General features: G+C 65.2%; 25 protein-coding genes. 10 read left to right on the top strand and 15 right to left on the bottom strand.

Annotation, left to right across the window (positions count from 1 at the left end; translation table 11 throughout):
• Window positions 1–106: 106 nt before the first annotated feature.
• Window positions 107–1,078 (top strand): LysR family transcriptional regulator, encoded by a 972-nt coding sequence (locus tag ASB57_RS24215; RefSeq protein ID WP_057654496.1) that lies wholly within the window; start codon window positions 107–109, stop codon window positions 1,076–1,078.
• On the opposite strand, the gene ASB57_RS24210 is transcribed toward ASB57_RS24215, so the two are convergent.
• The 9 genes from ASB57_RS24210 to ASB57_RS24175 form a co-directional block, all read right to left on the bottom strand.
• Complete coding sequence (locus tag ASB57_RS24210) at window positions 1,065–2,048, bottom strand: tripartite tricarboxylate transporter substrate binding protein (RefSeq protein ID WP_057654495.1); 984 nt, start codon at window positions 2,046–2,048, stop codon at window positions 1,065–1,067. The two genes, ASB57_RS24215 and ASB57_RS24210, sit on opposite strands and share 14 nt — an antisense overlap.
• A gap of 103 nt (window positions 2,049–2,151) precedes the next feature.
• Window positions 2,152–3,786 carry a hydantoinase B/oxoprolinase family protein gene (locus ASB57_RS24205; RefSeq protein ID WP_057654494.1) on the bottom strand — a complete coding sequence of 545 codons (1,635 nt, stop codon included), beginning with the start codon at window positions 3,784–3,786 and terminating at the stop codon, window positions 2,152–2,154.
• Window positions 3,783–5,897, bottom strand: a complete 2,115-nt coding sequence (locus ASB57_RS24200; protein WP_156414256.1) for a hydantoinase/oxoprolinase family protein — start codon at window positions 5,895–5,897, stop codon at window positions 3,783–3,785. Before ASB57_RS24200 ends, ASB57_RS24205 begins: the two co-directional genes overlap by 4 nt.
• Window positions 5,898–6,127: 230 nt before the next feature.
• Window positions 6,128–7,018, bottom strand: a complete 891-nt coding sequence (locus tag ASB57_RS24195; RefSeq protein ID WP_057654492.1) for an oxaloacetate decarboxylase — start codon at window positions 7,016–7,018, stop codon at window positions 6,128–6,130.
• Between the two features lie 19 nt (window positions 7,019–7,037).
• Window positions 7,038–8,231: a TauD/TfdA family dioxygenase gene (locus ASB57_RS24190; protein ID WP_082622061.1), complete on the bottom strand. Its 1,194-nt coding sequence runs from the start codon at window positions 8,229–8,231 to the stop codon at window positions 7,038–7,040.
• Window positions 8,232–8,364: 133 nt separating this feature from the next.
• Window positions 8,365–8,835, bottom strand: coding sequence for a BON domain-containing protein (locus ASB57_RS24185; protein ID WP_156414255.1), 471 nt, complete (start codon window positions 8,833–8,835; stop codon window positions 8,365–8,367).
• 69 nt (window positions 8,836–8,904) lie between these two features.
• The gene (locus tag ASB57_RS31185) at window positions 8,905–9,024 is read right to left on the bottom strand and encodes a DUF2474 family protein (protein WP_156414254.1); all 120 of its coding nucleotides are present in this window, start codon (window positions 9,022–9,024) and stop codon (window positions 8,905–8,907) included.
• Window positions 9,024–10,028, bottom strand: a complete 1,005-nt coding sequence (gene cydB, locus ASB57_RS24180) for a cytochrome d ubiquinol oxidase subunit II (RefSeq protein ID WP_057654490.1) — start codon at window positions 10,026–10,028, stop codon at window positions 9,024–9,026. The genes ASB57_RS31185 and cydB overlap by 1 nt, the downstream gene beginning before the upstream one ends.
• Entirely contained in the window at window positions 10,025–11,434 is a 1,410-nt protein-coding gene (locus tag ASB57_RS24175; RefSeq protein WP_082621801.1) for a cytochrome ubiquinol oxidase subunit I, read from the bottom strand. The genes cydB and ASB57_RS24175 overlap by 4 nt, the downstream gene beginning before the upstream one ends.
• Window positions 11,435–11,684: 250 nt before the next feature.
• Here ASB57_RS24175 and ASB57_RS24170 point away from each other — a divergent pair, with 250 nt between their 5' ends.
• From ASB57_RS24170 to ASB57_RS24160, 3 genes are read left to right on the top strand one after another with little or no spacing between them, the layout of a single operon-like run.
• Window positions 11,685–11,945 carry a FeoA domain-containing protein gene (locus ASB57_RS24170; protein ID WP_057656405.1) on the top strand — a complete coding sequence of 87 codons (261 nt, stop codon included), beginning with the start codon at window positions 11,685–11,687 and terminating at the stop codon, window positions 11,943–11,945.
• Window positions 11,938–13,761 (top strand): ferrous iron transporter B, encoded by a 1,824-nt coding sequence (locus tag ASB57_RS24165; protein WP_057654489.1) that lies wholly within the window; start codon window positions 11,938–11,940, stop codon window positions 13,759–13,761. Before ASB57_RS24170 ends, ASB57_RS24165 begins: the two co-directional genes overlap by 8 nt.
• On the top strand, window positions 13,758–14,054 hold the full coding sequence (locus ASB57_RS24160) for a DUF6587 family protein (protein WP_057654488.1): 297 nt from the start codon (window positions 13,758–13,760) through the stop codon (window positions 14,052–14,054). The genes ASB57_RS24165 and ASB57_RS24160 overlap by 4 nt, the downstream gene beginning before the upstream one ends.
• A gap of 11 nt (window positions 14,055–14,065) precedes the next feature.
• Here ASB57_RS24160 and ASB57_RS24155 read toward each other — a convergent pair whose 3' ends face one another.
• The 3 genes from ASB57_RS24155 to ASB57_RS24145 form a co-directional block, all read right to left on the bottom strand.
• Entirely contained in the window at window positions 14,066–15,130 is a 1,065-nt protein-coding gene (locus tag ASB57_RS24155) for a succinylglutamate desuccinylase/aspartoacylase family protein (RefSeq protein WP_057654487.1), read from the bottom strand.
• Complete coding sequence (locus ASB57_RS24150) at window positions 15,124–15,945, bottom strand: transporter substrate-binding domain-containing protein (protein WP_057654486.1); 822 nt, start codon at window positions 15,943–15,945, stop codon at window positions 15,124–15,126. The genes ASB57_RS24155 and ASB57_RS24150 overlap by 7 nt, the downstream gene beginning before the upstream one ends.
• A gap of 153 nt (window positions 15,946–16,098) precedes the next feature.
• Window positions 16,099–17,013 carry a LysR substrate-binding domain-containing protein gene (locus tag ASB57_RS24145; protein ID WP_057654485.1) on the bottom strand — a complete coding sequence of 305 codons (915 nt, stop codon included), beginning with the start codon at window positions 17,011–17,013 and terminating at the stop codon, window positions 16,099–16,101.
• A 107-nt stretch (window positions 17,014–17,120) separates the two neighbouring features.
• Here ASB57_RS24145 and metC point away from each other — a divergent pair, with 107 nt between their 5' ends.
• From metC to ASB57_RS24125, 4 genes are all read left to right on the top strand, one after another.
• Window positions 17,121–18,269 (top strand): cystathionine beta-lyase, encoded by a 1,149-nt coding sequence (metC, locus tag ASB57_RS24140; RefSeq protein ID WP_057654484.1) that lies wholly within the window; start codon window positions 17,121–17,123, stop codon window positions 18,267–18,269.
• A gap of 90 nt (window positions 18,270–18,359) precedes the next feature.
• Window positions 18,360–19,010, top strand: a complete 651-nt coding sequence (locus ASB57_RS24135; protein ID WP_057654483.1) for an amino acid ABC transporter permease — start codon at window positions 18,360–18,362, stop codon at window positions 19,008–19,010.
• Window positions 19,007–19,783, top strand: coding sequence for an amino acid ABC transporter ATP-binding protein (locus ASB57_RS24130; RefSeq protein WP_057654482.1), 777 nt, complete (start codon window positions 19,007–19,009; stop codon window positions 19,781–19,783). Before ASB57_RS24135 ends, ASB57_RS24130 begins: the two co-directional genes overlap by 4 nt.
• A 46-nt stretch (window positions 19,784–19,829) precedes the next feature.
• The gene (locus ASB57_RS24125) at window positions 19,830–20,669 is read left to right on the top strand and encodes an ABC transporter substrate-binding protein (RefSeq protein WP_057654481.1); all 840 of its coding nucleotides are present in this window, start codon (window positions 19,830–19,832) and stop codon (window positions 20,667–20,669) included.
• A gap of 62 nt (window positions 20,670–20,731) precedes the next feature.
• Here the strand turns inward: ASB57_RS24125 and ASB57_RS24120 are convergent, their stop codons facing one another.
• Window positions 20,732–21,535, bottom strand: coding sequence for a MipA/OmpV family protein (locus tag ASB57_RS24120; protein WP_369822759.1), 804 nt, complete (start codon window positions 21,533–21,535; stop codon window positions 20,732–20,734).
• Window positions 21,536–21,666: 131 nt separating this feature from the next.
• Between ASB57_RS24120 and ASB57_RS24115 the strand changes: the two genes are divergently transcribed.
• Together ASB57_RS24115 and ASB57_RS24110 are read left to right on the top strand one after the other, a co-directional pair.
• Window positions 21,667–22,332: a response regulator transcription factor gene (locus ASB57_RS24115; protein ID WP_082621800.1), complete on the top strand. Its 666-nt coding sequence runs from the start codon at window positions 21,667–21,669 to the stop codon at window positions 22,330–22,332.
• The gene (locus ASB57_RS24110) at window positions 22,329–23,444 is read left to right on the top strand and encodes a sensor histidine kinase KdpD (RefSeq protein ID WP_057654479.1); all 1,116 of its coding nucleotides are present in this window, start codon (window positions 22,329–22,331) and stop codon (window positions 23,442–23,444) included. The genes ASB57_RS24115 and ASB57_RS24110 overlap by 4 nt, the downstream gene beginning before the upstream one ends.
• A 35-nt stretch (window positions 23,445–23,479) precedes the next feature.
• Here the strand turns inward: ASB57_RS24110 and ASB57_RS24105 are convergent, their stop codons facing one another.
• Window positions 23,480–24,121: an FMN-binding negative transcriptional regulator gene (locus ASB57_RS24105; RefSeq protein WP_057656403.1), complete on the bottom strand. Its 642-nt coding sequence runs from the start codon at window positions 24,119–24,121 to the stop codon at window positions 23,480–23,482.
• A gap of 116 nt (window positions 24,122–24,237) precedes the next feature.
• Window positions 24,238–25,269, bottom strand: a complete 1,032-nt coding sequence (locus ASB57_RS24100; RefSeq protein WP_082621799.1) for an SDR family oxidoreductase — start codon at window positions 25,267–25,269, stop codon at window positions 24,238–24,240.
• Between the last annotated feature and the right edge of the window lie 123 nt (window positions 25,270–25,392).

Below are 25,392 nucleotides of genomic sequence, written 5' to 3'. Positions count from 1 at the left end.
GTGAGGTTGGCGGACGTAAGGTCTTTGAAGCTTACGCCCGCGCATGTATCCTTTCCATTGAATAATTTCTGTCTTCTTTTCGTGTTTTCCGAATAAAGGATGGACCATGTCCAACCACGTTTCCCTGCGGCACCTGCGCTGCTTCGTGGCGGTCGCGCGCAGCGGCTCCTTCACCGCGGCAGCCGCCCGGCTGTTCATGACGCAGTCGTCCCTGACGCACGTGATCCAGCAATTCGAGGAAGCCGTGGGCGTCAAGCTGTTCGATCGCAGCACGCGCCGCGTGTCGATGACGGAAGAGGCCGAACGCTACCTGGCCGAAGCCGAGCAGATGATCAAGCGCTTCGATGCGTCCATCGCCGACCTCAAGGCCTTCGCCAGCGTGCAGCGCGGCCACCTGCACATCGCGGCCGCCGCGTCCGTGATCGACTATTACCTGTACAAGGTCATCGAGCTGTTTCGCGCGCAGTTCCCGCAGATCACCGTGTCGATACGCGATGCCGGCGCGCAACAGGTCGAGCAGCTGGTGGCCGAGGGCGCCATCGACTTCGCCGTGGCCTCGCGTCATCGGGGCCTGGAAGACCTGCTCTATACGCCGCTGTTGACCGACCGCTACGGCGTGATCCTGGACGCCAAGGATCCGCTCGCGCGTTCCACCGGACCGCTGGCATGGACCGACCTGGATCCGGCCGGCTACGTCGGCTTCAGCGCCGATACCGGCATCGATTCCTTCCTGCGCAAGCACGCGCGCGGCTTCAAGCAACGGGAAGGCCAGCGCAACGAGGCGTCCAGCACGACGTCGCTGTTCTCCTTGCTGAAGAGTCCGGGCAACTACTCGGTGGTGCCGGCCCTGACGGCGCAGCACGGCTACGCGCACAAGCTGCACTTCCGGCCCTTGAAGTCGCCGCAGCTGATGCGCGAGATCTGCCTGATCTCGCGCCGCCTGCGCTCTCTGTCGCCGGGCGCGGAAGCTTTCCTGGCGCTGCTGCGCCAGGTGCTGCGCGATACGCCGGTGCCGGCCCACACGCGCATCGCGCCGCTGGGGCCGTCCGGGCCGTCCGGGCTGATCAGTCCATCTTGATGCCGGCTTTTTCGATCACGTCTTTCCAGACCGGCGTCTCGACTTTCATGCGCTGCGCCAGCACGTCCGGCGCACCGCCGGTGATGTCGAAGCCCATCTCCTGCATCTTCTTCATCACGTCAGGCTCTTTCAAGGCTTTGTCGAAAGCCTTGTTCAAGGTGCCGACGATCGCCGGCGGCGTGCCGGCCGGCGCCAGGATGCCGTACCACGCCACCAGCTCATAGCCGGGAATGGCTGCTTCGGCCACCGTCGGCAGGTCCGGATAGCCGGGCAGGCGATTCCTGGTGGTCACGGCGAGCGCACGCAGCTTGCCGTCCTTGACCAGGGGCATGGCTTCCGGCATCACCGCGATCATGAACGTGGTCTGGCCGCCGATCAGGTCGGTCAGCGCGGGCGCGCCGCCCTTGTAGGGCACATGCACCAGCGATGCGTTGAGCGCCCGCTTGTACAGTTCACCACCCAGGTGCGACGGCGTGCCGTTGCCGGCGGACGCATAGCTGAACGGGCCGCCGGGCCCCTTGATGAGGGTGTTGAGATCCTTCAACGTGTGCGCCTTGCTGCCCGCGCCGACCACCACCACGTTAGGCATGGTGCTGGTCATGATGATGGGCGCCAGGTCCTTCTGCGGATCGTAAGGCAGATTGGAATACAGGCTGGGATTGACCGCCAGCGCCGTCGACGTCGCCAGGATCAGGGTGTAGCCGTCCGGCTTGGACTTCGCGACATAGTTGGTGCCGATGTTGCTGCCGGCGCCGGGACGGTTCTCGACGATGACCGTCTGCCCCAGCTGCTCGCCGACCTTCTGGCCCAGCAGGCGCGCCGTCAGGTCGGTGGAACCGCCCGCCGGATAAGGCACGATGATGCGGATGGGTTGATCGGGATAGGCGGCATGGGCGGCCGCCGCACAGATCAAGGCCGATAGCGCGAACGCGCCCTTGGTGAACAACTTCATGACTGCGGATTGCTTCATGGATTTCCCCTTGCATAGTCGACTGCTGAATGCGGAGTGGTTGTTCTTCCGCGCTTTATGTATGCGACAAAGGGCGCGCAAGGATTGCGCGCCCCCTGGTACATCATGCCTGTTGTCGCCCCGTGTACCCCTGCCGTTGATCATGTTCAGCATGACGGCTCTCACGCTCGCGCGGCGGTCCGTAGCCGCCGCCCCCCGGCGTGCGCAGGATGATCTCGTCGCCCGGCTGTATCCAGTGCGTCTTGCGGTTGTCGATGGCCACGCCGTTGATCAGCACTTCACCGCAACCGCCTTCGGCGCCGCCCGCGATGCCGGGCGCGGGTATCCGGGTCCGTTCCGTCATGAAGATCACCGACATGGGCGTGGCATGGCGGCTGACGAAACACACTTCCTCGCCCAGGCCGCCGCGATGACGACCCGCGCCGCCCGAGTCGCCGCGCAGGGCCTTGTACTTGAACAGCAGCGGCGCTTCACGCTCGGCGACCTCCACCGGCGTGGGCGAGATATTGCTGGGCCAGGCCATCACGGATGCGCCATCCTTGCGCGCCGACCCGCCCATGCCGCCGTTGTAGAACAACACCGTGGCGAAGGGCTTGCCGTTTTCGCGAGTGCCGCTGAAGTTGGCCACCCACAAAGGCGAGCCGGCGCCGCCGATGACGGACTCCGGCAGCACTTGCGCCATGGCGCCGAAGACCACCGTCGGCACGTAATGGCCGGTGCAGGACCGGCCGCCCACCGGCGCCGGCTGGCGCGGATTCAGCAACGAGCCTTCCGGCGCGGACACCACGATGGGACGGAACAGGCCATCGTTATTGGGCAGGTCCGGCAACAGCAGGGCCTTGATGGCATAAGCCGACATCGCCGTGGTGTATGCCAGCACGCAGTTGATGCCGCGCGGCTGCTGCGGCGACGTGCCCGCGTAGTCGCACGTGATGGTATCGCCGGCGATGGTCAGCGCGATGACGTACTGGAACGGCTCTTCAAACCCGTCGGTTTGCATCTCGTAGTGGTACGTGCCATCGGGCAGAGCCTGGATGGCCGCGCGCATCGCGGCTTCGCTGCGCTCGAACAGGGCGTGCGCCAGCGGGTCGATCTCGGCCATGCCGTACTCGCCCAGCAAGGCATCCAGGCGCCGGCCAATCAATTCCAGCGCGCCGACCTGGGCCCAGATATCGCCCACGGTCTGCTCCGGCGTGCGCACATTGGTGCGCAGCAGCTGCAGCAGGGTGGGATCGTCCTTCCCTTCGCGCAGGAAGTGCATGAGGGGCATGTGGAAGCCTTCCTCGAACAGCTCGCGCGTGTCGACCGAGCGGATCTTGCCGCCGATGTCCGGCACGTGCGCCGTGGACGCCGCGAAGGCCACGATGCGGCCCTGGTGGAACAGCGGCTTGATCATCGTCACATCGTTCAGATGGCCGGTGCCTATCCACGGATTGTTGGTGATGAACACATCGCCGGGCCGCATGTTCTCCTTGCCGAAGTGCGCGATGGCGGCCTGCGCGGTGCGGGGCAAGGTGCCGATGAAGGACGGGATGCTGCCGCTGTTCTCCGACAGGGACCGGCCATTCGAATCCGTCAGGACCACGGCAAAGTCATTGGCCTCGGTCGACAGGGTCGAGAACGAGGTGCGCACGATCATCTTGGCGGCCTCGTTGACGATGGAACGAATACGGGCCCAGAACACTTCCAGGAAGATGGGATCGTCGGCCAGCTTGGCCAGTTGGGTTTGCTGCGTCATGCCTGCTCCAGGATTTCAACGATCAGATTGCCGGTGGCGGATTGGCTGACCCGTCCGCGCGGGCCCACCACCAGGGTGGAACCGTCGTCCTCGACCAGCAGCGGACCGTCGGCCTGGAAGCCGGCGCGCAAGCTGTTGCGGTCGTAGATCGGCGTATCGACGTAATCGCCCTGTTCGCGGAAATAGACCTGGCGGCGTGCCTTGGGCGCGGGTGCGCTGCCCGCGGCGACACCTTCGTCGCGGGGTACTTCGCGCGGCGGCGCTTCGCCGGAGACACGCAGATTGAGCAGTTCGATGGGGACATCGGGGGGCGTACGGCCAAACTTTTCGCGATAGGCGCTTTCGAAGGCCGCCAGCAGCACCTTGCGCTGGTCCGCCCCGTCGCCTTTGCCTTGCTCCGTTTCAACACCGTACGGACCCGGCGGCAGCGGCACGGTCAGGGTGAAGCCCTGCCCGACGAAGCGGCCGTCGGCATAGCGCGACAGCCGCACCGGGCCGAAGGTCGCTTCCAGCGCTTGCAGGGATTGCAGCACCTGCCCTTCCAATTCGGTATAGGCGTTTTCCAGCACTTGCAGGGAGTCGGTGCCGGGCCGCATGCTGACCGTGCGCGAGCGGTCCGCGCGCGCCGGCGCCACCAGCAGGCCGTAGGCCGACGCCACGCCCGCCGCGGGCGGGCACACCAGGGTGCGCACGCCTATCTTCTGGGCGACGTAGTAGCCATGCAAAGGACCACCGCCACCCGTGCAGAGCAACACGAAGTCGCGGGGGTCGCGGCCGCGCTCGGCCACGTGGACGCGGGCAGCGCCCGCCATGTTTTCGGCAACGATGTCGTGGATGCCCCACGCCGCGCCCACCACGTCGCGGCCGACGGAGTCGCCCACGCGGGCCAGCTCACGGCGTGCCTGGTCGACGTCGATGGACATGGTGCCGCCGGCGAAGTAGTCCGGGTTCAGATAGCCCAGCACCAGATTGGCGTCGGTCACCGTGGCGTCCGTGCCGCCCCGGTTGTAGCAGGCCGGGCCCGGCTCGGAGCCCGCGCTCTGCGGACCGACTTTCAGCAGGCCCAGGGCATCGCGGTGGGCGATGCTGCCGCCGCCCGCACCGATCTCGATCAGGTCGACCGTGGTGATGCGGATGGGCAGGCCGCTGCCTTCCGCGAAGCGCTTCTGGCGCGCGGCTTCGAAACCATAGGCTATGGCGGGATTGCCGTTCTCGACCAGGCACAGCTTGGCGGTGGTGCCGCCCATGTCGAAGGCCAGCAGATTGGACAGCGAATCGCGCAGGCTGTAATGCGACGCGGAGATGGCGCCGGCGGCGGGGCCGGATTCCAGCAGCTCGATCGGCGTGCGGCGCGCCTCGTCGACGTGGCACAGGCCGCCGTTGGACAGCATCATCAGCACATCGGTCGGCAACCCCTGCTGGCCCAGGCGCTCCTGCAGGGAAGTCAGGTAGCGATTCGCCAGTGGCTTGATGAAAGCGTTGGCGCAGGTGGTGGACATGCGTTCGAATTCGCGGATCACCGGCGCGACGTCGCTGGACAGGGTCACTTCCAGCTCGGGGAAATGCCGGGTCAGGATGTCGCGCACCGCCACCTCGTGGCGCGCATCCACGTAGGCGTGCAGCAGGCACACCGCCAGCGAACGAACGCCTTCGTCGACCAGCGGCTGCACCGCGCGGCAGACATCATCCGCATCGACCGGCGCCAGCTCCTTGCCGGAAGCATCCATGCGCGCGCCGATCTCGGCACGCCAGCGGCGCTGTACCAGCGCGGGCGCGGCTTCGATGTGCAGGTCGTACAGATCGTATTTGCGCTCGTTGCCGATTTCGAGGACGTCGCGGAAGCCTTGCGTCGTCAGCAATCCGGTCGGTTCCCCGCGGCGTTCGATCAGGGCGTTGGTGAAAAGAGTGGTGGCGTGCACCACACGGCGCACGTCGCGCGGCTGGATGGCGCACTGCTCGACCAGGGTCTTCACGCCGTCGGCCACGCCTTGCGCGGGGTCGCCGTGGGTGGTCAACACCTTAAGCGTGCGCAGGGCGCCGCCTTCATAGTTCAGGGCCACCACGTCCGTGAACGTGCCCCCGATATCGATACCGATTGCCCAGGCTGACACCGTGCTGCTCCTTGATTCCGTAAGGGATATGGAGCAAATGATAGGGAATGGATTTCGCGTAATCCAACGAAAATTATCGCGGGATTATTCGTGTTTTGATAAAAGTAGTGGATAACCCGATCCGGGTTAATGCGCGGTTGTGGCCGCGTTCCCCGGGGCCCCTAGGCCAATAAAAAAGGGTGCCTGATCAGGCACCCTTGCGCTATGAAGCGAAGTGATTGAAGTCGGTATCAGCCTTCGTAGCGGCGTCCCAGCGCCAGGAGTTCCGGCGTGCCGATCACCGCGTTGAGGCCGTCGAAATCCAGCATCTGTTCCTTGAACGCCGCCGTCGATCCCGTCCCGCTCAGGCTGCTGAAATACTGCTGCAGCTGGCGCGCCAGGAAACGCACCGTGCCGCCGGGGAAGATCACCAGGCGGTAGCCATGCCGCGCCAGGGCATCGACGCCTTGCACCGGTGTCTTGCCGCCTTCGACCATATTGGCCAGCATGGGGATCTTGTCGGCGAAGCGGCCGCAAGCCTTGTCCATGTCCTGTTCGGTGCGCACGGCCTCGACGAACAGCGCATCCACGCCGCATTCAAAGTAGGCCTGCGCGCGCTCCAGCGCCGCGTCCAGGCCTTCCACGGCCACCGCATCGGTGCGCGCCATGATCAGCGTATTCTCGTCGTGGCGCGCGTCCAGCGCCGCCCGCAGCTTTCCGCACATCTCCGCGGTCGACACCAGGGTCTTGTTTTCCAGATGGCCGCAGCGCTTGGGGAAGGTCTGGTCTTCCAGCTGGATCATGGCGGCGCCGGCGCGTTCGAAATCGCGCACCGTGCGTTGCGTATTCAGCGCGTTGCCGAAGCCGGTGTCGCCGTCGACGATGATGGGCGTGGACACCCGGTCAGTGATGCGGGCCAGCACGTCGACCGCTTCCTTGGCGGTGGTCAGGCCCACGTCGGAGCGGCCCAGCTGCGTGTAGGCCACCGCGCCGCCCGACAGATACAGCGCTTCGAAGCCGGCCTGCTCGGCGAGCAGCGCGCTAAGGGGGTCGTAGACGCCGGGCGCCAGCACGGGGCGGGACTCGCGCAGGCGGTCTTTCAAGGTGGGCGTTGCGGTGGAGGGCGAGGAACGATTCGTCATGATGTGCGCGTCCTCCCGCTCAAACCTGGCCGCCGGGCAGAACCCCGTCTGCCTTCAGCACCTTGGGCGCCCACGGCTCGGACGGCATCCCCAATACTTGCGCGTGGCGGTGCTCGTACTCAAGGAATTCCGGCGAGATACCCGACCCGCGCATGCCGCCCCGCACCGACCCGCCACGCACGTCGATGTAGTAGACGTCCCAATCCGCGGGCAACTCCTGCGAGACCGGCACCGCCAGCCACAGGCGCAGCAGATGGCGCTTGCGATCGGCGTCTTCGTAGTCCTCGAAGGCGGTACGCGAATGCAGGGTGACGTAGCTGTTCAGCAATTGCAGGTCGCCGCGTTCCAGCTCCATGTTGTAGCAGAGCTTGTCGCCGGCCATCAGCTCGTCGAGCAGGTCCAGCGCCTCGGTCTGCGCCTGCGTCCAGCGCGGCACCTCAGGGAAGTCGCGTTGCGCGGCCACCGAGTTTTTGCGATTGGTGCGCGCGGCGAACTGGGTCGGGTGATTACCGAAGATGGACAGCGGATAGTAGGGCGGCTGGCTGGGATCCTGCGCGCCCTGGTAGCTGTGATAGTAGGGCTGGTGCAGCACGGCGAGCAGGTCGGGGCGCAGGCGCTCGATCTCTTCATGCAGGGCGATGGAGCTGACGACCTTGCTGCTGCCGCCCGACTTGGCGGTGCGGCGGCACATCAGCGCCACGACGTCGCAGGAGTCCATGTGGAAATCCAGCTCGGCGTTGGTGTTGTAGCCGCGGCCGCCCTTGGTCTTGTAGGAGCCGCCGGCATCGCGCACGTCAGTCATCACGTCGCTGGCGCGGTTCTGCGGCCGGCCCACGCCCATATAGAGGCCGATGCCCCAATAGGCCAGACGGGTGTCTTCTTCGCTCCAGACGTCGACCGGAAAGCCTTTCAGCAGGCACATGCCCCAGCGGCCCTGCGTGGTGGCGATGGCTTCGCGCAGAATGGCCTGGGTGGGTTCGTCCAGCGGGAAGTCGGCCTTGCTCCATTGCAGCAGGGGCTTGGCCACGGTCTTGGCGTGCGCCAGGGCCCGATGCAGGGCCTCTACATGCTGGGGCGCCAGGCGCAGCACCCAGGAACGATCGTCGTTGGCCTGCTGGGCCGTCCACGCCGCCGGCTGTCCGCGGTCGGGATAGGCACCGGCGGCGGGGGTGCCGGCTGCGGGGGCGGGTTTGACCAGTGTCTGCGTATCCATCTCGGACTCCATCGGAAAGATTTCCAGGGAGTCTAAATAGGGGGCGCATTCGTGTATATCGACGCTATTTGACGGCTGACATCAGGAAATTTGATGTCAGCCGTCAATGGCGTATTCAGGCCTTCCGCAAGCCTCAGGAGGGAGACCCGCCCTGCAGGGTGGGCACGCCGCCGGGCTCGTCATAGACGTCGAGCAGGTCGGCCACGGAACGCACGCCGGGCAGCGTGCTGACTGCCCTGATCAGCCCCTCATGTTCCGACGCCGCCACCCGGCCCGCCAGTGACGCGATGCCCTCATTGACGGAAACATCGATGGCGTCCGGCTTGGAGACCAGCCCTGCCAGGGCCGCGCGGATGCACTCAACCTGCGTGTAATCGTCGACCACCGCGGCCGTCACGCTGGATTCGACCTCCCTCGCGATGCCGCGTACGCGATGCGCGACGTGCCGGCCTTCGGAGCGCACACAACCCGTGATGCTGTCGCAGGTTGAACGCAGCTTGTCGTTCAGCTCCGCCCGACGGCGCCTGCCCAGATCCGGGTCCAGGTAATACATGGCAACGGCGCCCACGGCCATCGCCTTCACGCAACTGATGAGATCTCTCATTTTTCCCTCGCTTCTTGGTCTGGGGGGACCCCTTTCAGCAAGGATTGTTCCACCGGGCCGCGCCAGGCCTTAAATTCGCACCGCCCCCAGCATGAGCAGCTTGAAGATGAAGGCGACCGCGCCGGTGGCGGCGACACCGGCCGCCCACAGGCCCATCGCCCAGGCAACACCGCGCCATCGGGCCGACATCAGTGATACCCCCCGTCCGTGCTTACCTTGCCCCGGAATACCCAATAGGACAGGGCGGTATAAGCAAGGATGACGGGCAGCACCAGCACCACGCCGACCAGGGCGAAGGCCTGACTGGAACGGGGCGACGAGGCCTGCCAGATATCCAGCGACCCAGGCAGGATGTAAGGAAAGATACTGAGCATCAAGCCGCTGAATCCCAGGAACACGATGGCGATCGCCCCGGCGAAGGGCTGCCGGTCCAGGCCGCGCTTGCTCGCCCGGAAAATCATCGCGACGGCCAGCACCAGCAGGGCCGGCACCGGCAGGAAGTAGAAGAAATTGTCCTTGTCGAACCAGCGGGCCGCCACTTGCGGCTGCGCCAGCATCGTCCATACGGTGACCACCGCGATGACCCCGAGCAGCAGCACGGCCAGGGGACGTATCAAGGCATACAGCTTGCGTTGCAGATCGCCCTCTGTCTTTCCGATCAGCCAGCCGCAGCCCAGGCACGCATACGTCACGCAGAGTCCAAGGCCGCAAAACAGACTGAAGGGCGACAGCCACTCCATGCCATTGCCGGCGTAGCGGCCCGCGCTCATGGGTATGCCCTGCAACAGCGTGCCCAGCACCATGCCCTGGCAGAACGTGGCCAGCGCCGAACCGCCCATGAAAGCCACGTCCCACGCATGGCGCGTGCGCTGCGCCTTCGCGCGTAACTCGAACGCCGCGCCGCGGAAGATCAGGCCGCACAACATCAGGACCAGCGGCAGATAGGTCGCCGACAGCAGCCCGCCATACACCGACGGGAAGGCCGCATACAGGCCAGCGCCACCCAGCACCATCCAGGTTTCGTTGCCGTCCCAGACGGGCGCCACGCTGTGCATCATCAGTTGACGGTCATGTTCGCGCGGGAACAGCGGATACAGCAGGCCGATGCCGAGGTCAAAGCCATCGAGCACCACATAGATCAATACGCCGAGCGCGATAACGAGGGCCCAGACGGTAGGCAGGTCGATAGTCATGATGTCGCATTCCTGTGGCCCAGCGCCGCGGCCAGGGGATCGTGTTCCAGCGCCGGGGGCGGCAGCGGCCGAGGATCGCCATCCACGACGGGCTGCGGGCCTTTGCCCAGCAACCTGAGCATGTAATAGATGCCGCCGCCGAACACCGCGAAATACACCACGACGAACAGCAGCAGCGACGTGCCCAGCTGTTGCGCGCTGACGGGGCCGACCCCATCAGCCGTGCGCATCAGGCCATAGACGACCCAGGGCTGGCGCCCGACTTCGGTGGTCACCCATCCCGCCAGCAAGGCGATCAGACCGGACGGCCCCATCGCCACGGCGAACCGCAGGAACCAGCGCGCCTCGTACAGCCGGCGGCGGCGCCGCAGGACCGCGCCGAGCAAGGCCAGCAACAGCATCAGCATGCCCAGCCCGACCATGATGCGGAAGCTCCAGAACACGATGGTCGAATTGGGACGATCTTCCGGCGCGAAGGACTTCAGCCCTTCGATCTTGCCGTCCCAGCTATGGGTAAGGATCAGGCTGCCGAGACGCGGCACTTCGAGTGCGTAGCGGGTTTCCTCGCGCGCCATGTCCGGGATGCCGAACAGGTTCAGCGGCGTGCCGTCTTCATGCGTCTCCCACAGTCCCTCGATGGCGGCGATCTTGGCCGGCTGGTACTTCAGGGTATTCAAGCCGTGCGCGTCGCCAACGACGATCTGCAAGGGCGCCAGCACCAGCAGTGCCCACAGCGACAGCGAGAACGCACGGCGCACGGATTCGCGCGCGCCTTTGCGCAAGAGATGCCAGGCCGAGCCGGCGCACACGATCAACGCGGCCACCAGGAAGGCCGCCAGGCCCATGTGCGCAAGCCGATACGGGAAGGAAGGATTGAAGACGATCTGCCACCAGTCCTCCGGCACGATGCGTCCGTCCTGGATGCTCACGCCCTGGGGCGTCTGCATCCAGCTGTTCGACGACAGGATCCAGAACATGGAGATCAGCGTACCGAGCGCCACCATGATGGTCGCGCCGAAGTGCGCCTTGGGGCTTACCTTGCGCCAGCCGAACAGCATGATGCCCAGGAAGCCCGCTTCCAGGAAGAAGGCCGTCAGCACTTCATAGGTCAGCAAAGGACCGGTGACGGCGCCCGCGTAATCCGCGAAGCCCGCCCAGTTGGTGCCGAACTGATAGCTCATCACCACGCCGGAAACGACACCCAGTCCGAAGGACAATGCGAACACCTTGGACCAGAAGAAATACATCTCTCGATAGACGTCGCGGCGGGTCTTCAGCCACGCACCTTCGAGCACCATGAGAAAGCTTGCAAGGCCGATGCTGATGGCGGGAAAGATGATATGAAACGACACCGTGAACGCGAACTGGAAACGCGCCAGGTCTAGAGCGGAAGGCGAAAACGTCATGACAGCAGGGCCAACGTGGGTACCCGCGCATGGTCAACGGCAGAAGCGCCGTTTCAGCGGGCTTGGCAAAATTCTATGTTGCTACGCGTCATTCGGACTATTGGACAGATTGTCATTGGACATATTGTCCAAGCACATCGCGGTGCCCCGTGCATTGACCTTCCGCAAACGGTGACGAGATTGGCGCATGGCGGTGTATGCTACGAACGATTCTCTTTCGCTTTCCGCCTTTCGCTTTCCGGTTTTCCGCATGTCCTCCCTTCGCCTTTCCGAGCTGGCCACGCACGATCATGCGGTGGTCGAACACGTCGTCGACCTTGCCACCCCCGATCCTGTCGCCGCGCGCCTGCGCGACCTGGGCTTTGTCGCCGGCGAACCCGTGCGACTCGCGGCCAAAGGGCCTTTTGGGGGCGACCCGCTGTTGATCGCCATCGGCACCACGCGGTTCGCCTTGCGCCGCAACGAAGCCGACCGTGTCATGGTCACGCGTGCGCAGGTGCATCATGAGTGACGCGACACTGCGGCTGGCCCTGGTCGGCAATCCCAACGCGGGCAAGACGGCCCTGTTCAATCGCCTGACAGGTGGGCACCAGAAAGTCGCCAATTACGCGGGTGTGACGGTGGACCGCAAGGAAGGCCGCTTCACCACGCCGCAAGGGCGCGCGGTGCGGCTGCTGGATCTGCCCGGCACGTACAGCTTCACCTCCGCCAGCATCGACGAGAGCATCACCACGTCGGTACTGCGCGGCGACTATCCGGGCGAAGCCAGGCCCGATGCCATCGTCTTCGTCGCCGACGCCACCAATCTGCGTCTGCATCTGCGCCTGTTGCTGGAAGTGCGGCGCCTGGGCCTGCCGGTGATCGTGGCGCTGAACATGGCGGATGAAGCCAAGCGCCGCGGCATCCAGATCGATATGGCGCGGCTGTCCGAGGCCCTGGGCATGCCGGTGGTGGAAACCGTGGCCGTGCGCCGCGATGGCGTCGGCAATTTGATCGCGCGGCTCGACGACGTCGTGCCCGCGCCCACGCGCACGCAAGACAGTGGTGACCTGCACGCCGACGTACGCGCGCTGCTCGCCGATACGGTTCGCATGCCCGCAACGACCACGACCCTGACCGATCGCGTCGATCGCTGGGCCCTGCATCCGGTGCTTGGCTTCCTGCTGCTGGCCCTGATCATGTTCCTGACCTTCCAGGCGGTCTATGCCATCGGCAAGCCCATGACCGATGCCATCGCCGACGGCATGGGATCGCTGGGCGAGTTGCTGACGTCGCACATGGGCGATGGTCCCCTGAGGGGCCTGCTGCGTGACGGCCTGTTCGGGGGGCTCGGCACGGTGCTGGGCTTCCTGCCGCAGATCCTGACCCTGTTCTTCTTCATCCTGGTGCTGGAGGAATCGGGGTATCTGCCCCGCGCGGCCTTCCTGCTGGATCGCGTCATGTTGTCGGTGGGCCTGAGCGGCCGCGCCTTCATCCCGCTGTTGTCCAGTTTTGCCTGTGCCATCCCCAGCATCATCGGCGCGCGCAGCATTCCCGACCGGCGCGACCGCCTGGTGACCATCCTGGTGGCGCCGCTGATGACCTGCTCGGCGCGCCTGCCGGTCTATGCGCTGTTGATCAGCGCCTTCGTGCCCTTGCGGCCGGTGCTGGGCATCTTCAATCTGCAGGGCATGGTGCTGTTCACCTTGTATGCGGGCGGCATCGCGGCGGCGCTTGCCGTGGCCTACGTCGGCAAGCGCTTGCGCCGCCGCCAGCACGAATCGGCGCTGCTCATGGAGCTGCCGACTTATCGCCTGCCCAAGTGGCGCGATATCGGCATCGGCCTGTGGGAGCGCATCTGGATCTTCCTGAAGCGGCTGACGGGTGTCATGCTCGCCCTGACCATCATCATGTGGTTCATCGCCAGCTTCCCTGGCGCGCCGGCCAACGCCACCGAGCCCGCCATCGAATACAGCCTGGCCGGCATCATCGGCCAGTGGATACAGCCCTTGTTCGCGCCGCTGGGTTTCAACTGGCAGATCACGTTGGCCTTGATTCCGGCGTTCGCCGCGCGCGAGTCGGCCGTGGCGACGCTGGGCACCGTCTACAGCGTGGCTGAAGGCCAGGACGCCGCGCTGGGCAGCATGCTGGCCGGCAACTTCTCCACGGCCACGGCCTTGGCCTTGATGGTCTGGTTCGCCTTCGCGCCGCAATGCATGTCGACCCTGGCGATCATCAAGCGCGAGACCGGCAGCCGGCGCATGGTGTGGCTGTCGTTCGGCTATATGTTCGTGCTGGCTTACGCGGCCACCTTCATAACCTATCGCGTGGCGGGGTGGTTGCTATGACAAGCAACGGACAACTGTGGCAATACGCCGTCGTGGCCATCGCGGTCGTCGCGAGCAGCGCCGGCGTGTTGGCGCATTTCTTCCCGCGGGTGAAGGCGGGCATCCGGCGCGGACTGGCCCGGCCGCTGGCCCACCCGGCCATGCCCACGCGTCTTCAACGCCTGGCACGATCCTGGGCCGTGACGTCCCAGGCCAGCTGCGGCGGCTGCAGTGCCTGCGCCGGCGACGCGCCGCCGGCCCTCAAGCCTGTCGCCAGCATCGCTATGCCCGTCTCGCGCCGCCGCAAATCCTGAACTTGGCGTGACTACCCGCCACGCGCAAGGCCGATGTGCTTCCGCTCGCTGGCCAGTTGGAAAATACAGTCGCCCCGCCTGACCTGCGCCAGTACACGCTTGCAGATCACTTCACCGTCGCCCGGAAAATAAACCGTCACGGGCTCTTTTCCCGGCGTGTCGGGGAAGTGGATCAGCGCGGCGGCATCTCCCTTACGCACTTTGGCCCCCAGGTTTACCAAGGGCTCGTGCACGCCGTTGTCATAAGCATAAACGTAGTGTGCGTTGCGATCGATGGCCATGAGGCGTGCCTGACTGGGCGGACCTGCCGGCACCAAAGCGCCATGCAGCACGCCAATATGGCCCAGCAGATGCAGAACGCCGTGCATTCCCAGCTTGACCAGAGCAGGATCGACGCCACCTCCGCCTCCCAGCTCCGTGAGAAAACAGATGGCCCCTTGGCGACGTGCCGCCGCCGTGATGTTGACGGGATTCGGTTGATAAAGAAAGGCTCTGGGAAGGCCAAAAGCTTTGAGCAGGCCGGTGACCACCCCCTCTTCCTCGGCGTCGCGCGGCTCCAGACCCATCATGTTGGCGCCGTCGTATTGCAAGGACGACCCGCCCGAATGTAGATCTATCATATATTGCGCGCGGGCCAACAAGACGTGCTCGATGTAATGCGCGATGATCTGTGAAGGCGTGCCGGCCGCGTCGCCTGGATAGAGCCGGTTGAGGTTGCCGTCGTCAATCGGTGAAGTACGCGTCCCCGCTTCGGCGGCCGGCGCGTTGGCCATTGGCAGCAAGATCAGTTGCCCGTTCAGCATGGCGGGCTCAATCTCCTTGATCAGGCGCGACACGATAATCTGACCTTCAAATTCGTCGCCGTGCGTGCCCGCGCTGACGATCACGGTGGGGCCATCGCCGTTGCGGATGGAAGCAACAGGAATGGGTATCCAGCCATAAGCGGATCGATGAACCGAATGCGGAAGGCGCAGATAGCCCATGTGCTTGCCATCCGCTTCGAAATCGATTTCGCTCTTGATCGGGTTGGCCGCCTTGGGCTTGGCCAGCTCCGCCTGCTTGCCCTGGTTCACCATGCTTTGTTTGCCTTGTTCATGTTGCCGACCATGTCGTAATCCTCACCCACGTATTTGTGCCCCAGTCTTTGCAATGTGCCGTCCGCTCGCATTTCCTCCAGGGCCTTGTCCATCGCTTTGCGCAAGCCCTCCGCGCCTTTGGGCACGACAGCCGCGCCCAGCGAATAGACCAGCGGCTCGCCGACGGGCTTGATCGGCAACTTATTGACCGTACGCACGCTGTTGCCGTGGACGTAAGAATCGATGACTGATTCAAGGCGGCCGCTGATCAGGTCGTTATAGAGGAAGCCGCCGCCCTCGTACGTGCGAATTTCGGAGTCCGGCAAATTTCGGCGTGCCCACAATTCATTTGACGTCCCCGCGCTGACTCCCACGCTGTGGCCCTTCAAGCTCGCAGCGTCATGAATGCTTTGGTTTTTCTGCCCCACCCAGATACGAAAGTCCTGGACGGCATACGGAACGGTGAAATCCACCACCTTCTCGCGATCAGGCGTCTTTGCCAGGCTATTCACTACCACGTCGTACTTCTGCGTATTGATGCCTTCGATAAAATTCTTGAACTTGTCCGCGATGAACTCGACCTTGGGAATGCCGATGCGCTTGAACATTTCCCGCGCCACGGCGACATCGTAGCCATCCGGCTGGTTGTCCATCCCCAAGAAGCTCCAGGGTGGACTCGTCTGCGTGTTAGCCACTCGCACGACACCACGCTTGAGTAGCTTTTCGAGCGAAGCATCGGCGGTTGCATCGGCTGCCCAAGCGCCGATCGGGACTATCAGCGCCACCAGCGCCAGGAATGATTTCCACGAGAGCATGAGCTATTTCCCCAAGAGGCGACTGACCGTCGTCGTTGAATAATGACGGACATTCTTCTCCGCCGAAGAAACGCGGACAAGCGGGTGCACTGACTCGCTCAATAAGTGCTGCTTATAGCCTGGCCGGAAAAGGCCGCCTATTCGACCTGCTGTTCACCGCTGCAGCACCGGCGCCAGCTGGGCCAGATCGGCCTCCAACTGGATGCGCATGCTGCGCAAGAAGGCCTTGGCGTTTTCCGACAAGGGATTACCCGGACGAAAGACTAGTAAGGTGCAGAATGACACCTCCAAGGCGAAAGGTCGCAGCACGACGCCGCGCTGGACATAGTCCAGCCCCATCACGGGATGCACCAGGCCCAGGCCCTGCCCGCGCATGGCCAGCTCACAGATGGTGTTGGAGTAGGGCGTCTCCAGGATGGGGCTGATCTCGTGGCCCTGCTCGTGCAGCACGGCCTCCAGGCGGCGCCGGCTGGCGTCCTCGGGATTGAGCGCGATGAAAGGATGGGCCGCAAGATCGGCCGGCTCGATCACCGGCTTGCGCGCCAGGGGATGCGTGGCTGCCATGGCGACCACTCCGGGCACGCGCAGAAACTCTGAATGCTCCAGGCCCGAGACGTCCAACTCGTCGGCCATCAAGCCGAAATCCAGCTGCCCCGCCAGCACGCGCTGATACACCTCGCGCGAACTCAATATCTGGAAGGACAGCTGGACGCGTCGCGTGGCCAGCTCGAAATGCGCGATGGCCCGCGGCATGAAGCCGGTACCCAGCGCCGGCAACGCGCCTATCGCCAGGCGCCCCAGTCCGAATGATTTCAGGCTGCGGATGCGATGTTCGATCATCTCGAAACCGGAGAAGCACCGGTCGACCTCTTCGATCAGGGCGCTGGCTTCCTGCGTGGGCACCAGCCGGCCCCGCACGCGCTCGAACAGCCGCAACTCCGCCGCGGTCTCCAGGCGGCGGATGGCCTGACTGACGGCGGGCTGCGAAATACCCAATAGATGAGCCGCCTTGCTGGTCGTCCCCGCCCGCATGACCGCCCTGAACACCTGGATTTCGCGCATATCCATCTATAAGCCTCGCTTATCGAGCTAGACGATTCCCCATATTGAACGAATAGGTCGATTGGCAGAAACTGTCCGAATCGCCATAACCCTTGCGTCCACCAATAGAAATCATGAAACCTATAACTCCACCTAATGAGCCGTATCGTAGCCTGTCACCTGCCGTCATGCGGGGCTCGACCGTGGTGTTCGACAATTTCCAGGACTTCGCCAATCGCAAGACACGCCAGCCCGACGGCTTCAGCTACGGCATCACCGGCACGCCCACGGCGCGGGAGCTGGAACGGCGCATCGCTGAACTGGAACACGGCAAGCACTGCGTGGTGACGCCTAGCGGCCAGGCGGCGCTGATGGGTTGCGTCATGGGCTTCGTGCGTGGCGGCGATCACCTGCTGATCTCGGCCGCCTGCTACGGCGCGCTGAAAACCTATGCGCAGAACTACCTGGCACGCATGGGCGTGGAGGTCGAGTTCTACAAGCCGGACATCGGCGCCGACATCGAGTCGCTGATCAAGCCCAACACGCGCATGATCTGCATGGAGTCGCCCGGCACCGTGACGATGGAAATGCTGGACGTTCCCGCCATCGCCGCCGTCGCGCGCAGGCGCGGCGTGCTGACCATGGTCGACAACACCTGGGCCAGCCCGCTGGGTTTCCGGCCGCTGGAGCATGGCGTGGATTTCTGCGTGGAGGCGGCCACCAAGTTCCTGGGCGGCCATTCCGATCTGCTGGTAGGCGCGATCAGCATGAACGACCGTGGCCATTACGAGGTGCTGCGCGAAACCCAGAGCATCATGGGCTTGCAGGTCAGCCCCGACGACGCTTTCCTGGTGATGCGCGGCATGGAAACCCTGGAGGTCCGCCTGGCCGCGCAAAGCGACGCCACCCTGGAGATCGCGCGCTGGCTGGACCAGCAGCCCCAGGTCAGCGAGCTGCTCTATCCGCCGCTGGAGTCCGACCCCGGCCACGCCCTGTGGAAGCGCGACATGCGCACCAACGGCTGCCTGTTTTCCATGGTCCTGCAACCCGCCAGCGAACGCGCGCATCATGCGTTCTTCGACGCATTGGAGCACTTCTCCATCGGCGCGAGCTGGGGTGGCACGCACAGCCTGGCTGCCTACTATCCGGCCCCGCTGCAGGCCAATCGCGTCTACGCGAGGACCGATCAGCCCGTGGTCCGCTTGTCCATCGGCCTTGAAAACCGTGAAGCATTGCGCGCGGACCTGCAGGGCGCGCTGGAGGCTTACGCACGGCACGTTTGAAGCACCTGAAGGCAGGCGCCGCCATATCGATGACATCAGCGATGACGTCAGCCTGCATTTCCAAAACCCACAATACAAGGGGATAAAACCATGTGGGAACTCTTCCAGCGCGCCGCGCCCTTACTGGGTCCCGCGCTGCTCATGACGCTGTTCCTGGGGCTGACGTCGTTCGTCGGCGGCTGCGTGCTGGGCATGCTGATCGCCCTCGCCCGCATCTCCGGCATTCGACCGTTACGCTGGTTCGCCTTCGCCTACGTGTCGATCTTCCGCGGCACGCCCTTGCTGATACAGATCCTGCTGATCTACTTCGGCCTGCCCACCTACGGCATCGTGGTGGGGCCGGTGGCGGCGGCGCTGGTGGCCTTGACCCTGTTCTCCGCCGCCTATCTCAGCGAGAATTTCCGCTCGGGCATTTCCGGCGTGGACCGGGGCCAGTGGGAAGCCGCCTGGTCGATGGGCATGAGCTACACCCGCACCATGCGCCGCATCGTCTTGCCGCAGGCGCTGCGCATCGCCATCCCGCCGTTGGGCAGCCGCCTGATCGCCTTGATGAAGGACACCTCGCTGGCCTCCACCATCACGGTCGTCGAAATGACACGCGTGGCCGACCAGATCGGCGCCACCACCTTTCGCTACATGGAAATGTTCGTCATGGTCGGCGCCATCTACTGGCTCATCAACCAGTTCCTGACCATTCTGCAAACCTTGCTCGAAGCCCACCTGTCGAGGCGCTATCAATGAACGGCGATCGCTCCCCTACCGTCCAGACCGTACGCGTGCGCGGGCTGAAGAAGTCCTTCGGCGCCAACCAGGTCTTGCGTGGTGTCGACCTCGAGGTCCAGCAAGGTGAAGTCGTCGTCATCATGGGGCCCTCGGGCTCCGGCAAGACGACCCTCATCCGTTCCCTGAATTTCCTGGAAACGCCCGACGACGGCCATGTTGAGATCTGCGGCATCGCCGTCGCCTGCGATGGCGGCACAGGCGATCGCGCCCGCCGCCAGGCCGTGCAGCAGATCCGCCGCCGCACGGCGATGGTGTTCCAGTCCTTCAACCTTTTCCCGCACATGACGGCGCTGCAGAACGTCATCGAAGGCCTGCTGGCCAAAGGCGTGGCCCGCGACTCGGCCATCCAGACCGGCATGCGGCTGCTCGACCGCGTCGGCCTGAGCGAGAAGGCCGCCCAGTATCCCGGCAAGCTGTCCGGCGGCCAGAAGCAGCGCGTGGCGATCGCCCGGGCGCTGGCCATGGCGCCGGAAGTCATCTTCTTCGATGAGCCGACTTCGGCGCTCGACCCCGAACTGCGCGACGACGTCCTGCAGGTCATGCGTGAATTGGCCGCCGAAGGCATGACCATGCTGGTGGTGACGCACGAGACTCGCTTTGCTCGCGAAGCCGCCGACCGCGTGGTGTTCATGGAGGGCGGCCACATCCTGGCCAATTGCCCGCCGGATGAATTCTTCGGCGCCCAGGCCAGCGAGCGCTGCCGCCAGTTCCTCGGTCGCCTCGGCGATTGAATCCGCAGTTCAAACCGCCACAAACCACAATCAAGGGAAATCCATCATGTTGCCAAAGATCCGTCTGTCCCTGACTCCCATCATTGCCATCTTTGCCTGCACCGCCTTCAGCGCTTTCCTGCCGGCCACGGCGCACGCCGCGGGTGCGTTGGACCGCATCCACGCCAATGGCGTCATCCGCATCGCCAACACCCAGAGTTCACCGCCCTGGTCGTTCCTGAATGACCAGAACAAGCCGGATGGCTATGACGTCGACATGGCGCGCGAGGTGGCGCGCCGCCTGGGCGTGCCCAAGGTGGAGTTCGTGGCCGACTCGTTCAAGAACTTCGTGGCCGGCCTGAAGACCGACAAATACGATCTGGTCATGAACGACCTGACGCCGACACCCGAACGCATGTTGCAAGTGGATTTCTCCGCGCCCTACGGCGTCGAGGACTTCCGAATTTTCGTGCGCCAGGACAACAAGGACATCCACGGGGACAAGGACCTGACCGGCAAGCGCATCGGCGTCAGTACCGGCTCGTCCAACGAGTCGTGGTCGCGCGCCCACCTGCCGCAGGCCATCATCCAGACCTATGAGAACGGCAGCCTGATCTTCGCCGACCTGGGCATCGGCCGTATCGACGCCGTCATCATTTCGCACTTCGGCGGCCTGCGCTATGCCACGGAGCGCAAGCTGCCGATCAAGGAAGTGGGCGAACCGCTTACCTACCAGCTTTCGGCCGCCGCGATGCGCAAGGACGAGCCCGAACTCCGTGACGCCGTCAGCAAGGCCATCGCCGAGATGAAGGCCGATGGCACGATCGAGAAACTTGGCCAGAAGTGGGTGGGCAAGGAGTACGACATGGTCGGCTCCATCGCCCGCGCCGAAGCGGAGGCCAAGTAGCCAGCCCATTCAATCGGTCCGCCCCGCCGGCCGCCCTGCCCGAGGCGGCCGGCTGGCTAGCCTCAGAACCGATAGCTCAGGCCGACCATACCGTAAGGCGACGTGCGACGTTCGACGATGGGGCTGTCGCGCGCATCGCCCAGCAAGGTCCGCACGCCCACCGACGTCACCATGGTCCAGCGCGGCGTCAGGTCATAGCGCCACGTGGCGCTGAGCGTGGCCGAGCGGAAACCCGCGCCAGCCGAGTACGCCCGCAGGCCACCATCGCTGCGTGCCGCCTGGCTACGGGCCGCCTCGCTGCTGTCGACGCTGAACCAGGTGGACATATCGTCGTGGCTGCCCCAGGCCGTACCGGCGCCAAGGCGGACCTGGCTGCGGCCCGAACGCCATACCTCATACCATGCCCGCAGTTCGGCGCGGGTGCCATAGCCCGAACGCAATGCCTGGGTAGCCGTCAGATCCACATGCCAGCGATCGTTATTCCAGCGCAGGAACGCCCCGGCGGTCCCGTGCGGGTCAATGTCATCCAGTCCGTTCAGGCGGTCGTGATCGTCCGCATCGCGACCTAAGCGCAGGCCGGCGAAGACACCGGCCTGCCAGTTTGGCGCGAGATGGGTCCGTAATCCCAGCACCGGCAGTCCGCCATCGCCGTCGATGAAGAACGCGCCGGACTCGTACTTGACCAGAGGCACGGGCACGGCGTGATAGTCGTGCGATCCCTCGTACTCGGGCACCGCGCCCACGCCCAGCCCTATACTGTTCTCCGCTTGCGCGGCGCCGCAAGCAGCCGCCAAGGCCGCTGCCAGCGCCATGGACCGCGCCCCGCGCACCATCGATTGTCCTGCCCCTGCTTCGCTTACCATCATGTCGCTCCGTCTTCCATGGCCGCGGGTTTGGCGGCCTTCCGGAACGCGATTCTTGGGGAACGGATTTAAAAGTTTTTTAATCGCGGGCAATTAATCTCTTTCTTATCCCCTTAAACCGCCAAGGACATGCGTTGCATCTGCTGCTAGTCGAAGACGATCCCATGCTGGGCGAAGCCCTGGGCGATAGCCTGCGCCAGGCCGCCTATCAGGTGGACTGGGTCACGGACGCCGCCCAGGCGCGAGCCGCCCTGACCGACCATGCCTTCGATGCCGTGCTGCTGGACCTGCAACTACCGCTCGGGTCCGGCCTGGCGATACTGCGGGGTCTGCGCGAACGTTACGACGCGACACCGGTCATCATCCTGTCCGCGCGCGACCGCCTGAGCGATCGCATCAAGGGCCTGGACGAGGGCGCCGACGACTATCTGGTCAAACCCTTCCCCTTCGAGGAAGTGCTGGCCCGCCTGCGCGCGGTCACGCGCCGGGCCAGCCATCGCGTCGTGCCCCTGATGCAGGTGGGCGAGGTCCACGTCGACCCCGCGCGCCGCGCCGTGACGCGCGACGGCGCGCCCGTCAAGCTCAGCATCCATGAATACCGCACCCTGGTGGCCCTGCTGGAACGGCAAGGCCACATCGTCACGCGCGAACAGCTGGAAGACGCGGTCTACGGACGGCATGGCACCATCGAAAGCAATACGGTGGCCGTGTACATCCATCAGCTGCGTCGCAAGCTGGGCAATGGCTTGATCGACACGGTGCACGGCTTCGGCTATCGCATCGGGGCGGCAACGGCATGAACAGCCTGCGCATCCGCCTGCTCACGGCGATGCTGATCACCATCGCCGCCTTCGGCAGCGTCTGGTATCTGGCGCGCGCCTGGGATATGCGCCAGCCGGAAACCGGGTATTGGGACAGCCGCCTGCGTGGTATCGGGCGCCTGATCGTGTCCTCCATGCCGAGTACGCTGACGGCCGGCGAGGGCGCCGTGCCCGCCTACCACCTGGCCGACATCGACAAGGAGCCCATCGACGACATGGCTTTCCAGGTGTGGAATCTGCGGACGCGCAAGCTGCTGATGCGCTCCCCCAGCGCGCCCGACGCGCCCATGCGTCCGGACTTCTCCCCCGGCTTCGATGAAAGCCATTTCGCCGGCCAGAACTGGCGCGTGTACACGGTGGTCGACGATACCGGCAGCGTGCAGGTGCAGGTAGCCAAGAGCCAGCAGGAGCTGGACGAGACCTACCAGACTTGGCGGCTGATCGCCGATGCCGCCCACGAACTGCGCACGCCGCTGGCCGCCATCCAGGCCCAGGCGCAACTGGCCGCGGGCGCGCAGGATGCCGCGCTGTCGCACGCGGCCGCCGTGAAGCTGCAAACCGTGGCGGCACGGGCGGCGCGCCTGGTGGAACAGTTGCTCGATCAGGCCCGCCTGGAAACCGATGACGCCTGGCCCATGGAAACGCTGGACCTGGCCGACCTGGCGGACCTGATCGTGCGGGATTTCGAAGGATCGGCACAGCGCAAGGCGCAGCACATCGCCTTGAACGCCGAATCCTGCACGCTGCGCGGCAACGTCGACAGCCTGGGCATCCTCTTGAGCAATCTGCTCGACAACGCCATCCGCTACACCCCGGCGCAAGGGCATATCGCCGTCAGCTGCCGCATCGAGGACGGCCGGCCCTGCCTGGAAGTCGCGGATGACGGCCCCGGCGTGGCGGCGCCGGATCGCGCGCGCATCTTCGAACCTTTCTTCCGGGTGGCGGGCAGCGGCGAGCGCGGCACCGGCCTGGGGCTGTCCCTGGTCGCGCGCATTGCCGCCATGCACGGCGCCGTGATCGACGACAGGACCGCGGCGCGCGGGCTTCATCTGGTCATCCGCTTTCCGGCCACGGCGCCGGAGGCCGCGTAGCGCGCAGGCGGCGGGCGTCGGACGTGGGCGCGACCTCAGGCCGGCTGCTGCCCGGGAATACAGGCCAGCATGCGGTCGCCGATGCCGGTATCGCCCTGGGCGCGCAGCGCCTGGCCGGCGGATTCGATATCGCGGCGTTCCTTGTTCTGACTCAGCTTGGCCTTGCCGACCAGCTTGGTCACTTCCACCTGGATACCGACGATGGCCTGCAGCATGCCGTCGATGAAATCAGGGGCACTGTCGGTCATCTTCCAGGGCTTGGGCTGTGGCTGTTCATGGGCGCGCGTCAGGCGGGCCACCACGCCACGCACGAACTTCTCGTCGTCGCGGATGCGGATCCGGCCATGCGCATGGACCACCTCGTAGTTCCACGTCGGCACCTGCTTGTGCTGCTCGTGCTTGCTCGGATACCAGTTCGGTGAAATATAGGCATGTTCGGCGCGGAAGATGACCAGGACGTCGTCACCGTCCTTGACCTCTTGCCACACCGGATTCTTGCGCGCCACATGACCCTGCAGCACGGCCTGGCCGTCCGGCGCCACGTCCAGCTCGAAGGGAATATGGTTTGCATCGAGGCCGCCCGCGCCACAGGTCACCAGCGCGCCGAGCGGGTAGCCGCGGATGAGGGCATGCAAGGCGGCAGGGTCTTGCACGGCGAAATGGTCAGGTACGTACACGAACGGCTCCAGAAGCATCCAGACGCCATCATGCCACCGTAGCGGACCAGTATCCGGTCCGCTATGGACCATTTTCGCTGGACCACTCTGGGCACGCCGCGCGGCCGCCGAACGGCTTACAAAGATCGCAGCAGCGCTATGCCGGCGATGGCCAGCGCGCCGAGTTTCAGGATCCTGGCGGTATCGGGATTCATGGAACTGCGCCGGTAGCCGCCGTCGATGGCGTGGCCCATGGACGGCTCGAACAGATTGCCCGCGCTGTGCGGCTGCGGCTCCGCCCGGCGGAAACCGGCGTCCATCAGCCGGCGGGTCATCCCCGCTGACAGGTCGGGGGCCACGGTATGCGCCAGCCGTACCGGCCAGGCCACGCTGCCCAGCAAGGTCGAGGGCCGGGGATGATGCGCCAGTTTGACCAGGGCCTGCGCGACCTCGCGCGGATCCACCATGGGTGGGGGCGGGCGCAGATGCTTGCCGGAATAGTTGGCGCCATGGCCCACGCCCGGGGTATCGACGAAGGTGGGATAGACCTCGCACACGGACACCCGCGGCAGGTCGGCCAGCTCGGCGCGCAGGGACTCGGAGAAACCGCGCAGGCCGAACTTGCTGGCAGCGTAAGCCGCCGCATAGGGCGCCGGCGCCCAGGCCCCGATCGAGATCATATTGATGATCACCCCGCGACCGCGCTGGCGGAAGTGAGGCAGCACGGCATGGCAGCCATAGATGTGCCCCAGCAGGTTGGCCTCGATCACCCGCTTGTGGGCCTCCAGCGGCACCTCTTCGAAGCGTCCGACCGCGCCCACGCCGACATTGTTGATCCACACGTCGATACGTCCGAATGCCTCCAGGGTGCGCTCCGCCAGGGCCTGCACCTGGTCTGGCTCGGTGACATCGGTAGGCACCGCCAGCGCCTGTCCTCCAGCACGCCGGCACGCACCCGCCACCCGCGCCAGGCCGTCCGCGCCGCGCGCCGCCAGCACCACGCTGGCGCCCTCGCGCGCGAAAGCCAGCGCCGTCGCGCAGCCGATGCCGCTGGACGCACCGGTAATCACGACAATGGGGCCGGACGTCCTGGCAAGGTTGATATCGTCGGTGGTGGCCTCTTGATCCGGGGCGGGGGCAGAGGGATGATCGGTGGGGGACACGGACATGACACGCTCCTGGCTGGACGGGGAAAACGTTCAGGAAAGCAACCCACATGCCCATGATGGGCGACCCGTCGCCAATGCTACTCTTGCCGCAGCGGCGGCGCCACGGATGAGCGGCCGCCGAAG

Origin of the sequence: Bordetella sp. N (genome assembly GCF_001433395.1) — a bacterium.
Lineage (GTDB): Bacteria > Pseudomonadota > Gammaproteobacteria > Burkholderiales > Burkholderiaceae_B > Bordetella_C.
Note: the sequence above shows the minus strand (reverse complement) of the source record. Positions and strands in the feature narration are given on the sequence as shown.